At 42.2% G+C, this 12,095-nt stretch carries 14 protein-coding genes; all 14 read left to right on the top strand.

Annotation, left to right across the window (positions count from 1 at the left end; translation table 11 throughout):
* Nucleotides 1-225: 225 nt before the first annotated feature.
* The 14 genes from nifH (at nt 226) to VB715_RS00280 (ending at nt 11,785) form a co-directional block, all read left to right on the top strand.
* Complete coding sequence (gene nifH / locus VB715_RS00345; protein WP_323290391.1) at nt 226-1,116, top strand: nitrogenase iron protein; 891 nt, start codon at nt 226-228, stop codon at nt 1,114-1,116.
* Nucleotides 1,117-1,373: 257 nt separating this feature from the next.
* Complete coding sequence (gene nifD / locus VB715_RS00340) at nt 1,374-2,804, top strand: nitrogenase molybdenum-iron protein alpha chain (RefSeq protein ID WP_323299210.1); 1,431 nt, start codon at nt 1,374-1,376, stop codon at nt 2,802-2,804.
* Nucleotides 2,805-2,912: 108 nt separating this feature from the next.
* Entirely contained in the window at nt 2,913-4,448 is a 1,536-nt protein-coding gene (nifK, locus tag VB715_RS00335; protein WP_323299209.1) for a nitrogenase molybdenum-iron protein subunit beta, read from the top strand.
* Nucleotides 4,449-4,643: 195 nt separating this feature from the next.
* Nucleotides 4,644-4,946, top strand: coding sequence for a Mo-dependent nitrogenase C-terminal domain-containing protein (locus VB715_RS00330; protein ID WP_323299208.1), 303 nt, complete (start codon nt 4,644-4,646; stop codon nt 4,944-4,946).
* A 112-nt stretch (nt 4,947-5,058) separates the two neighbouring features.
* Nucleotides 5,059-6,471, top strand: a complete 1,413-nt coding sequence (gene nifE, locus VB715_RS00325) for a nitrogenase iron-molybdenum cofactor biosynthesis protein NifE (RefSeq protein ID WP_323299207.1) — start codon at nt 5,059-5,061, stop codon at nt 6,469-6,471.
* Nucleotides 6,472-6,525: 54 nt separating this feature from the next.
* Nucleotides 6,526-7,890 carry a nitrogenase iron-molybdenum cofactor biosynthesis protein NifN gene (nifN, locus tag VB715_RS00320; protein WP_323299206.1) on the top strand — a complete coding sequence of 455 codons (1,365 nt, stop codon included), beginning with the start codon at nt 6,526-6,528 and terminating at the stop codon, nt 7,888-7,890.
* 60 nt (nt 7,891-7,950) lie between these two features.
* Complete coding sequence (nifX, locus tag VB715_RS00315) at nt 7,951-8,352, top strand: nitrogen fixation protein NifX (RefSeq protein ID WP_323299205.1); 402 nt, start codon at nt 7,951-7,953, stop codon at nt 8,350-8,352.
* Between the two features lie 94 nt (nt 8,353-8,446).
* The gene (locus VB715_RS00310; protein WP_323299204.1) at nt 8,447-8,923 is read left to right on the top strand and encodes a NifX-associated nitrogen fixation protein; all 477 of its coding nucleotides are present in this window, start codon (nt 8,447-8,449) and stop codon (nt 8,921-8,923) included.
* Nucleotides 8,924-8,947: 24 nt separating this feature from the next.
* Complete coding sequence (locus VB715_RS00305) at nt 8,948-9,184, top strand: CCE_0567 family metalloprotein (protein ID WP_323299203.1); 237 nt, start codon at nt 8,948-8,950, stop codon at nt 9,182-9,184.
* Nucleotides 9,181-9,528 (top strand): nitrogenase-stabilizing/protective protein NifW, encoded by a 348-nt coding sequence (nifW, locus tag VB715_RS00300; RefSeq protein ID WP_323299202.1) that lies wholly within the window; start codon nt 9,181-9,183, stop codon nt 9,526-9,528. Before VB715_RS00305 ends, nifW begins: the two co-directional genes overlap by 4 nt.
* Before the next feature lie 5 nt (nt 9,529-9,533).
* Entirely contained in the window at nt 9,534-10,358 is an 825-nt protein-coding gene (locus tag VB715_RS00295) for a HesA/MoeB/ThiF family protein (RefSeq protein WP_323299201.1), read from the top strand.
* 87 nt (nt 10,359-10,445) lie between these two features.
* Complete coding sequence (locus VB715_RS00290; protein ID WP_323299200.1) at nt 10,446-10,805, top strand: iron-sulfur cluster assembly accessory protein; 360 nt, start codon at nt 10,446-10,448, stop codon at nt 10,803-10,805.
* A gap of 98 nt (nt 10,806-10,903) precedes the next feature.
* Nucleotides 10,904-11,278, top strand: a complete 375-nt coding sequence (locus VB715_RS00285) for a 2Fe-2S iron-sulfur cluster-binding protein (protein WP_416336895.1) — start codon at nt 10,904-10,906, stop codon at nt 11,276-11,278.
* Nucleotides 11,279-11,419: 141 nt separating this feature from the next.
* Nucleotides 11,420-11,785 (top strand): hypothetical protein, encoded by a 366-nt coding sequence (locus VB715_RS00280; RefSeq protein WP_323299199.1) that lies wholly within the window; start codon nt 11,420-11,422, stop codon nt 11,783-11,785.
* Nucleotides 11,786-12,095 lie beyond the last annotated feature (310 nt).

The following is a 12,095-nucleotide window of genomic DNA, read 5'->3' as shown; positions in this document are numbered from 1 at the left end:
TTTCTCCCCCAGATGTTGAGTTAATCAACATCACCACCCCTGAAGCCGTCCCTAACCAAGACTTAGGCTTCTGCTAGGAAGAAAGATCACGCCTGACGTAGAGATCGAGGGTTCGACGGGACGTAATTCCCAAGACCATTAATGAACGAATCATCTTTACGTCAGAGACGGACAAAACCCTTCCAAAATTGTACACACTTACTGTCTAACAAGCGAGAATCAACTATGCGTCAAATTGCATTTTACGGAAAAGGCGGTATCGGTAAATCCACCACATCGCAAAACACCTTAGCCGGAATGGCTCAAGCTGGCAACCGCATCATGATCGTTGGTTGTGACCCTAAAGCTGACTCTACCCGTTTGATCCTTAACTGTAAAGCTCAGGTAACTGTATTACATTTAGCGGCAGAACGCGGTTCAGTTGAAGATCTCGAACTCGAAGATGTATTACTAACTGGATTTGAAGACATCAAATGTGTAGAATCTGGTGGTCCTGAGCCTGGGGTTGGTTGTGCTGGTCGTGGTATTATCACCTCCATCAACTTCCTCGAAGAAGAAGGTGCTTATACAGACCTAGACTTCGTATCCTATGACGTATTAGGAGACGTTGTTTGTGGTGGTTTCGCCATGCCTATCCGTGAAGGAAAAGCACAAGAAATCTACATCGTCACCTCTGGTGAAATGATGGCTATGTATGCAGCCAACAACATCGCTCGTGGTATCTTAAAATATGCTCACACCGGTGGTGTTCGTTTAGGTGGTTTAATTTGTAACAGCCGTAACGTTAACAAAGAGATCGAATTGATCGAAGAGTTAGCTGAACGCTTAAACACCCAAATGATCCACTTCGTACCCCGTTCCAAACAGGTACAAGAAGCTGAATTACGTCGTCAAACCGTTATTCAATACTCCCCTGAGCATCCTCAAGCTCAAGAATACCGTGATTTAGGTGACAAAATCGTTAACAACACCAAACTCACCATCCCCACTCCCATTGACAACGACGAACTCGAAGAACTGTTGATCAACTACGGTTTACTTGGTTCCGAAGAAGAGTACAAAAAAGTTATGGAAGCTGATGTGGCAGCACAACAACTCACCAGAGGTTCTAAGTAGTCTAGGGTCTTAATCTGATTAAGCCCATGTAATTGGGAAATGGGGGAGTTAAAGAAGTCAGAAGTCGGAAGTCAGAACTAAATATTCTTAATTCTTAATTCGACCTTTGAGAGTTCTTCACTAACCCCCTTACCCCTTACCTTTCGTGATTATGCTGTGAGCGCAAGGCAACTTGCATCCTCATCCACACTCCCCACTCGTCAATCAGACGAGGGCGAAGTTCCATCCTAATCGCCAATCTATCACAGAGGAACACTATGTCGAAAGTAGAAGACAGAAAGCAGCTAATTCAAGACGTTCTGGATACTTACCCTGAGAAGTTAGCCAAGAAACGTAAAAAGCACCTCAACGTTTACGAAGAAGGCAAAGATGATTGTGGCGTAAAATCCAACGTTAAATCCCCCGCTGGTGTCATGACCGCTCGTGGTTGTGCCTACGCTGGTTCTAAAGGGGTTGTTTGGGGTCCTATTAAGGACATGATCCACATCTCCCACGGGCCTGTTGGTTGCGGTTACTACTCTTGGTCTGGTCGTCGTAACTACTATATCGGAACCACTGGGATTGATACCTTTGGTACGATGAACTTTACCTCTGATTTCCAAGAAAAAGACATCGTTTTTGGTGGAGACAAAAAACTCCTCAAAATCACCGAAGAAATCGAAACCTTATTCCCCCTCAACAATGGACTGTCTATTCAGTCTGAATGTCCTGTGGGATTAATTGGAGATGACATCGAAGGTGTTGCCAAAAAAGCGGCAAAAATCACTGGCAAACCCGTTGTTCCCGTCCGTTGTGAAGGGTTCCGTGGCGTTTCCCAATCTTTAGGACACCACATCGCTAATGATGCGGTTCGTGACTACGTATTCAGCCGTGATGATGCCCCAGAAATCGAAACCACTCCTTATGATGTAGCCATCATTGGTGACTACAACATCGGTGGAGATGCTTGGTCTAGCCGTATTCTTCTCGAAGAAATTGGTTTGCGCGTCGTTGCTCAATGGTCTGGAGACGGAACCATCAACGAAATGATGCAAACTCCTAAAGTGAAACTCAACCTGATTCACTGTTACCGTTCCATGAACTACATCAGTCGTCACATGGAAGAAAAGTACGGTATTCCCTGGTTTGAGTACAACTTCTTTGGTCCTACCAAGATTGCTGAATCTTTACGCGCCATTGCTGCACTCTTTGATGAAACCATCCAAGAAAAAGCAGAGCAAGTTATTGCTAAGTACGAGAAGCAGACTGCTGATGTCTTAGCTAAATACCGCCCTCGTTTAGAAGGCAAAACCGTCATGATGATGGTTGGTGGATTACGTCCCCGTCACGTCGTTCCTGCTTTCACAGACTTAGGCATGGAAATGGTCGGAACTGGCTATGAATTTGCTCACGGTGACGATTATAAACGTACCACCGAGTATGTAGGCGATGCTACCCTCATCTATGATGACGTAACCGCTTATGAGTTCGAGAAATTCGTTCAAGAACTGAAGCCTGACTTAGTTGCTTCTGGTGTTAAAGAGAAGTATGTCTTCCAAAAAATGGGACTACCTTTCCGTCAAATGCACTCTTGGGATTACTCTGGTCCTTACCACGGTTATGACGGATTCGCTATCTTTGCACGGGATATGGATTTAGCCCTCAATAATCCTACTTGGGGATTAATCAAATCTCCTTGGAATAAATAAGACAAGGGAATTAGGGGACGAGGTGACGAGTTTCCTCCTATCCCCCCTCCCCCATCTTTCTTTCCTATTGCATTACTATCCTTGACCGAAGAAAACGGAGTATCACTAATGTCTCAGAACATTGATAAGATTCAAGACCACGTTGAGTTATTCCACCAACCAGAGTACCAAGAGTTATTTGAAAACAAGAAAGCCATGCAAGGTATGGCTTCTGACGAGAAAGTAGCTGAAATTGCTGAGTGGACTAAAACTTGGGACTACCGAGAAAAGAACTTCGCTCGTGAAGCTTTAACCATCAACCCTGCTAAAGCTTGTCAACCTTTAGGTGCTATCTTAGCTGCCGTTGGATTTGAAGGAACCCTTCCCTTCGTTCATGGATCACAAGGTTGTGTGGCTTACTTCCGTACCCACTTTACCCGTCACTTCAAAGAACCCTTTAGTGGTGTTTCTTCTTCCATGACTGAAGATGCTGCTGTCTTCGGTGGACTGAAAAACATGATCGAAGGTTTAGAGAACTCTTACAATCTCTACAAACCCAAAATGATTGCTGTTTGTACAACTTGTATGGCAGAAGTTATTGGGGATGACTTAGGTTCCTTCATTGGTAACGCGAAAGCTGCGGGTTCTGTTCCCGAAGATTTCCCCGTTCCCTTTGCTCATACTCCTTCTTTCGTTGGTTCACATATCACTGGATATGACAACATGATGAAGGCTGTCCTCGGTAACTTAACCGAAGGCAAAAAAGCGGCTACCACCAACGGTAAAGTTAACTTCATCCCTGGGTTTGAAACCTATATCGGTAACTTACGCGAACTGAAGCACTTAGTTAGTGCCATGGGCGTTAATGCTACCATCTTAGGTGACAATGAACTCTATTTGGATTCTCCTAATGATGGTGAATTCAAAATGTACCAAGGTGGTACAACCTTAGAAGAAGGTGCTGATGCTATCAATGCAGTAAAAACCATCTCTCTTCAAACCTATCCCACCGAAAAAACACGGGAATACATCGAGAAAGAATGGAAGCAACCCACTTCTACCCATCGTCCTTGGGGTATTCAAGCCACAGATGCGTTCTTAACCGAACTTTCTGAAATCACTGGTAATCCTGTTCCTCCTGAATTAATCTTAGAACGGGGACGTGCTGTTGATGCCATGACTGATAGTCATGCTTGGTTACATGGTAAAACCGCAGCTATCTACGGTGATCCTGACTTAGTCATGGGAATGTTACAATTCATGTTAGAGATGGGTGTTGAACCCGTCCATGTCTTGGTTCACAACTCTACTAAGGAATTTATTGCCGAAGCTGAAGCTTTCTTAGCTGCTAGTCCTTATGGTCAAAAAGCCACTGTTTGGGGTGGTAAAGACTTATGGCACTTACGTTCCTTACTATTCACCGAGCCTGTTGACTTCTTAGTGGGCAACTCCTACGGTAAATACCTCTGGCGTGATACTGGAATCCCCTTAATCCGCATTGGTTATCCTATCTTCGATCGCCATCACATGCACCGTTATTCTACCATTGGTTACAATGGCGCGATTAACCTGCTCAATTGGCTTGTTAACAGTCTCTTTGAAGAAATTGACCGTAACACCAATATCCCTTCGGAGACCGATATTTCCTTTGACTTAGTTCGTTAATCAAAGGTAGACAAGGAAGAAAAGGGAGACCAGGGAGATTATTCCTCCCCCTCCTCTCCCCTCCTCTTCGGCAAGTAATAAGTCACAAGTAATAAGTAATATTTTTTACTTTTAACTTCTTACTTTTAACTGCTTCACCCCCTCACTCTTAACTCTCACTCTCTGCCATTATTTTTGAAAAGATGAGGAAAGGTTATGATACATCCTACTCCTTATTCAACGAAACCAAAAGTCTTTATTGATCCCTTATTTCCCCTCAGAAACTGGATCAATAATCTCGAAGTTGCAAGTCGAAAAGCTGCCCATCTCATCTGTCAAGTTATTCCTTGTTGTTGTCCGTTTGAACGGGATATAACCATCATGGGACGGACTTTATTTCACGTTCCTGCTCTTTGTAAATTAAATCCTTTGTATGATGAATTTGTCATGCTACGACTGAAAGCTTTGAGTTATTTAACGGATATCTGCAATGAGGATGTTACTCATTATATTTGTTAGAAGGGAACAGGGAACAGGGAACAGGCAACAGACAATCATCTAATTATCAATTATCAATTATCAATTATCAATTGTTAATTGTTTTGTCACTGGTAATATTGGGAATTCAGTCATGAAATTAACTAAAGGCAAGATCAACGAATTGCTAACGCAACCAGGGTGCGAACATAATCATAATAAAGAGGGACAGACTAAGAACAAATCTTGTACACAACAGGCTCAACCTGGCTCTGCTCAAGGGGGGTGTGCCTTTGATGGTGCTTCTATTGCCTTAGTTCCTATTACTGATGCGGCCCATTTGGTTCATGGTTCCATCGCCTGTTCTGGTAATAGTTGGAATAGTCGGGGTAGTCTTTCTAGTGGCCCCATGGTTTATAAAATGGGTTTTACGACTGATCTCTCAGAAAATGATGTTATTTTCGGTGGTGAAAAAAAGCTTTATAAGGCGATCGCAGAAATTATTAAAAAATATAATCCTGCTGCTATTTTTGTCTATTCTACCTGTGTCACTGCCCTCATTGGGGATGATTTAGATGCAGTTTGTAAGGCAGCAACTAATAAATATGAAACTCCTGTCATTCCTGTACATGCTCCTGGGTTTGTGGGCAGTAAAAATCTCGGCAACCGTTTAGGAGGAGAAGCTTTATTACAGCACGTTGTTGGCACAAAAGAACCGCCTTACATCACTGCCTATGATATCAATTTAATCGGAGAATATAACGTTGCTGGTGAAATGTGGGGCGTACTTCCTTTATTTAAAAAAGCGGGGATTCGGGTATTAGCAAAAATTACCGGAGATGCTCGTTATGAGGAAGTTTGTACAGCCCATCGTGCTAAACTCAATGTGATGATTTGCTCCAAGGCCCTAATTAATATGGCCACTGCCATGAAAGAACGCTACAACATTCCTTATATTGAGGAATCTTTTTATGGTATTGGTGATATGAATCGTTGCCTTCGTAATATTGCTGCCTTCTTTGGAGATGAGGCCTTAATGGTACGAGTGGAAGAAATTATTGCCGAAGAAACTGCTAAATTAGATGTTGCTTTAGCCCCTTATCGTGAACGCTTAAAAGGTAAGCGCATGGTGTTATATACCGGGGGTGTTAAGAGTTGGTCAATTGTTTCTGCTGCCCAAGATTTAGGCATGGAAGTTGTTGCGACTAGCACTAAAAAAAGCACCGAAGAAGATAAAGCCCGTATCAAACAATTATTGGGTGAAGATGGGATTATGCTAGAAAAAGGTAGTCCCGAAGAATTACTAAGAGTCATTGAAAAAACCAAAGCAGACTTATTAGTAGCAGGGGGACGTAATCAATATACAGCCCTCAAAGCGAGAATTCCTTTCTTAGATATTAACCAAGAACGTCATCATCCTTATGCTGGATATGTGGGTATGGTGGAGATGGCCAGGGAATTAGATGAAGCGGTACATAGTCCCATTTGGCGACAAGTTCGGAAGGCGGCCCCTTGGGAAATTTGGCAACAAGAACATGAAAGTTTGTTGAATTTGGAAGCAGAGTAAGGGAAGGCAAAAGGCAAAAGGCATTCATGCAAAAGGTAAATAGGAGTAACGGAAATGACCACAGTTTTAAATCCCCAAAAGTCCCTATCAGTTAACCCCCTAAAAATGAGTCAACCTTTAGGCGCGGCCTTAGCGTTTTTAGGGTTAAAAGGAATGATGCCTCTGTTTCATGGGGCGCAAGGTTGCACAGCCTTTGCTAAAGTGGTGTTAGTGCGCCATTTCCGTGAGTCTATCCCCCTGTCAACTACTGCCATGACAGAAGTTAGCACCATTTTAGGGGGAGAAGATCACGTTGAACAAGCAATTTTAACCATTGTTGACAAATATAAACCCCAAGTCATCGGCTTGTTAACCACAGGGTTAACGGAGACGAGAGGGGATGATATGGGTCGTATCCTCAAAATTGTACGGGAAAAGCACCCAGAATTAGCTTCTTTACCGATTATTTCCGTCTCAACTCCCGATTATAAGGGATCATTGCAAGATGGTTATACTGCCGCTATAGAAAGCATTGTGGCCACAGATTATGGCCCCTTTGCCAGTGATGAACCCCCTACCGTGTCCATGAAACCCCAAGTCACGGTGTTGTGCAGTTCTCACCTGTCTCCTGGGGATGTAGAGGAACTTAAGTCTATTGTAGAAGCTTTTGGGTTAACCCCTGTGATGATTCCTGACTTATCCCGTTCCCTTGATGGTCATTTAGAAGACAACCCTCATACGGTGACGACGGGGGGAACCACCATTACTCAATTAAAGCAGTTAAATCGGTCTTGCTTAACCCTGGCGATCGGGGAAAGTATGCGGAAATCTGCCCAAATTTTAGAGGGACGTTTTGGCACAAAATATGAGGTATTCCCCCGTTTAGCAGGTTTAGATGCGGTGGATGCTTTCCTATGGCGGTTATCCCAAATTTTAACCTCCCGTTGCGATCATCATTTTCCCCTAGTTCCTAATATTCCCGCCAATTTACAACGTCAACGCCGTCAGTTACAGGATGTAATTCTGGACACCCATTTTTATTTTGGGGGGAAAAAAGTTTCCTTAGCGTTAGAACCAGATTTACTCTATCAAACGGCTTGGTTACTAACGGAAATGGGGGCAAAAATTCAAGCGGCTGTTACCACCACAAAATCCCCGATTTTGGAGAGTTTACCGATTGATAATGTGACCATTGGTGACTTAGCAGATTTAGAAGATTTGGCCGCAGGTTCGGATTTAATTATTACGAATTCTCACGGAACAGCCCTTTCTAAGCGTCTTCAAGCCCCTTTATATCGCATGGGTTATCCCATTTTTGATCAATTGGGGTTAGGACAACGCTGTTTAGTGGGGTATCGTGGCACCATGCAATTTTTATTTGATGTAGGCAATATTCTGATGGAAGAAGAAGCCAAACATAGTCCCGCTACTCTTCATTAAAGCGGGTTCAAATCACACAAGTTTCCCCTTGTTTCATTTTATTCATCTGAGAGGAAAACCATGAAAGTTGCATTTACGACCAGTGACAATGTTCATATCAATGCCCACTTTGGTTGGGCCAGCAAAATTGATCTCTATGATGTTTCACCAGATGGCTTTAATTTTGTCAATACTTTAGAGTTTGGTGGAGACTTAAAAGAAGATGGTAACGAAGATAAATTAGAGCCTAAATTAGCTGCCCTAAATGGTTGCACATTACTCTATGTTTCTGCCATCGGTGGTACTGCTGCCGCCCGTTTAATTCGCAAAAATGTCACCCCGATTAAAGCCCGTTCTGAAGAAGATAAAATTGATGAAATTCTTGGAGAATTAGTCAAAACTTTAAAAGGAAATCCTCCTCCTTGGTTACGCAAAGTCTTACAAAAAGAAGCGAACCCCACCAATTTTGAAGATGATGAATAATCATTTTTAATCCCTCGATTCAATGAACAATTTGACTTAAAAAAATATCAAATTGTTCATTGACTACTGAAATGTTCTATCTGTAATTGCTATTATGACAACAACAACCAGTAATTCCGAAACAACCCCTATCTTAGTTGCAGATAGTATCTTCTTAAAAGAATTAGTGCAGCAAATACGCGCCTACGATCACTATGGAGTGTATCGCTTATGGACAGATGAATTAGTGCTTGCTCCCTTCGTTATTCCTAAGAAAAAAAGACGGGAAATTACCCTAGAAGGCGATGTTGATCCAACCACAAAATTAAGAATCATGTGTTTCTATCGAGGCGTTGCTGCTTGTGTAGAAAAAGAAACCGGACAATTATGTCAAGTTGTGGTTGACGTAAATCATGAAGGGTTTGGCTGGGCCTTAGTTTGGGGTGGTCGTTTATTAATAACATCTCGCACCCTCAGAGACGCTCATCGCTTCGGTTTTGATTCCTTAGAAGCCTTAAAAGAACAAGGAGAAAAATTAGTCACGGCTGGTATTGAATTAGTTCAGAAATTCCCTGAAGTAGCTAAACTTTAAAAATAGCTTAATTGAGGTAAAAAGATGACAGTAACAACTGAAATTCAACCTACACCGGAAGCGGTTGCTGAACTAAAAAAGAAGGTTCGTAAACTCAATTCAACCGCCGGACAAATGAAAATGGATTTACATGATCTCGCAGAGGGACTCCCCACAGATTACGAAACCCTGCTAGACACAGCCCAAAGAACTTACGATATTTTTCGTGAGCTTGATCAACTGAAAAAACAACTTATCATCTGGGAGGAAACCCTAAAATGACCATTGATGCTGATACTCCAAAAACCTTAGCTGAGTTTACCAAACTCAAAGATGCTGAAGACTTTTTAACCTTTTTTGGTATTAGCTATGACCCTACTTTTGTTAATGTTAATCGCCTCCATATCCTTAAGCAGTTCTCTTTGCTTATCAAAGCAGTTGATGAAGCCTTCCCCGATCTCAGTGAAAGTGAAAGATTAGAGAAATATAAGGCAGCTTTTGAAGAAGCCTATGAACTATTTAAAACCTCTAGTCCCCTAGAAACCAAACTATTTAAAGTCTTCAAAGACAGCAAAAAAAATGTGGTCTTACTGGAAGATTTAGCCAAAGAAGCTGAAACTAAGTAACTATCATGGAATTCACCCCTACTGAATTAGAACGCTATTCCCGACAAATACAACTTCCCGGTTTTGGTGAGGAAGGACAAAAACGCCTCAAGGACTCTACTGCTGTCGTGACGGGGGTAGGTGGCCTCGGTGGAACTGTTGCGCTATACTTAGCCGTGGCAGGAGTTGGTAAAATCATTCTGGTTCGTGGGGGTGATTTACGTCTTGATGACCTCAACCGTCAGATTTTGATGACCAATAGTTGGGTCGGTCAACCTAGGGTCTTTAAAGCCAAGGAAACCCTCTTAAACATCAACCCTGAGATTGAAATTGAGGCGGTTCATGATTTCGTCACCCCTGAAAATGTAGATGCCTTAGTACAACAGGCTGATATTGCTTTTGACTGCGCCTTTGACTTCAAAGAACGGGATCTCCTGAATGCTGCTTGTGTTCGTTGGGGGGTTCCCATGGTAGAAGCGGCCATGAGTGGCATGGATGCGTACTTAACCACCATTATTCCTGGGGAAACTCCTTGTTTATCTTGCATTTTCCCGGAAAAACCTGATTGGGATCGGTGGGGATTTGGAGTTTTAGGCGCAGTTTCCGGCAGTTTAGCCTGTTTAGCTGCTTTGGAAGGCATTAAGCTGTTGACGGGTCTAGGAGAACCTTTAACGGGTCAACTCTTGACCATGGACTTAGGAACTGCAACCTTCGCCAAACGCCGTCCCTACCATGATCCTAACTGTTCCGTTTGTGGCAATTTTACCCAACAACGGTTAGTTAATTATGTAAACAGGCAACAGGCAACAGGCAACAGGCAGGTAAAGCGGAAGGTAGAAGGTAGACAGTAGAAGGAGTTCATAATTTTATAACTCCCCACACCTCCCACACCTCCCCCTCCCCACACTCCCCAAAACCCCCACTACCCCCAAAAAACCATGACTGTCACTCTTACAGAAAAAGCGGCTTTTCGGCTTCAAACTTTCTTTACCGGAGAGTCAAGCAAGATCACGGGTATTCGTGTTGGTGTTAAAGATGGTGGCTGTAATGGCCACGAATACGCCTTAAATTTGGTCAGCCAACCGAATGCAGAAGATTTACGATTTGATCAAAATAATGTGCCTATCTATGTTGACCCGAACAGTGTGTCTTTGTTAGATGGGATTGTCATCGATTTTGTTGACAGTTTAACGCAAAGTGGATTCACCTTTACGAATCCTAATGCAACTGAAACTTGTGGCTGCGGCAAATCTTTCTCTACAGCAAATTGCGGCGGTCAAGCTACACCCTGTAGCTAAAAAAAGCTTTGATTAATTGATCATTTTACTTCATTTTTTGAAGCCATTAATGATTAATAATCACTGGTAAACATTCCTACTCTTACGGAGAACACTATATGACTACAACCTACAAAGTTCGTCTCACGAAAGTTATTAAAAGAAAAAATCAAGAGACGGGAAAGAAAGAAGAGATTACGGAAATGGATATTACTTTAGACGTTCCAGAGGATCAGTATATCCTTGAGGCGTTTGAAGATGCCATTAACGACGACGAAATTGAGTACCCCGAAGGGGTTGATGAGTTACCCTCTTCTTGTCGAGCAGGGTCTTGTTCTAGCTGCTTGGGTAGAATGGTAGAAGGAGAAGTTGATCAAGAAGATCAAAGCTTTTTGGATGATGAACAAATAGAGAAAGGATGGGTACTTCTTTGCGTAGCTTATCCTCGTTCTGATTGCACAATTAAAACCCACCAAGAAGCCAATCTCGGTTAAGTTACCCAAATACCTTCATCCATCTGCTGGGGAAGTCGTGGCTATGGCTACGACTTCCTGTCCCTAATTAAAGTGTGTCAGGACATGATTTTATGATTTTTATTGTACAACATAATCCCAGAGATTGGGCTGAGGTATCCGATGAATTTAAAGTGGAAAACATTTGTCTTCAAAACAACTTTTTGGATGATGGGGGAAATTCTTCTTAATATCCTTGGGTTGGATAATGTGGCTGATTATAGTGAGTTTCTTTTTGGGCAAGAAATAGAGTTATCTAAAAAGAATCATAAGACGGTGAAACTGTCCTGTCTTAAGCCTAAATTTTGTCCAAAAATCAATGAAAATTGTCCGGTTGATGAGGTCGCTTTACAATTTTCTAATTCTCCCATTGAAGATTGTATTAGCCATCATGGGATTTTTCTCAAGAAATGCACTAAAATTAAACACTATTGTATTAAGGCTTCTCTCTTTTCCGATCTATCTTATAACTTTAACGGTAAGAATTAAGGTGGTAGTTTGTGAAAAGTTAGTCCTAGACTATCGTAGTATTATTAGTCATTCTTATCCTGAACTCGGTTCTTTATTGAATGACTTTTCTCTAAATATAGCGTTTCTTGGACTCATGAGGTACACCCTAGTTTATTCCCTGTTGCCTGTTGCCTAAAACCAGAGAACTCTGTACCTCACAAGTATGAGACGAGACTTGCTATATTATTGATAGTTGTCTTAAAAATTGTATTGGAGCTTGAACTTATATAATGCTTAAAATTTATATCACCCAGTTAGATGATGTTAAAAATACTCCAGTATGATAAGC

This window comes from Crocosphaera sp. UHCC 0190 (assembly GCF_034932065.1).
Classification (GTDB): domain Bacteria; phylum Cyanobacteriota; class Cyanobacteriia; order Cyanobacteriales; family Microcystaceae; genus UHCC-0190.
The sequence above is the reverse complement of the archived record's forward strand: the minus strand, read 5'-3'. Positions and strand labels throughout refer to the sequence as shown.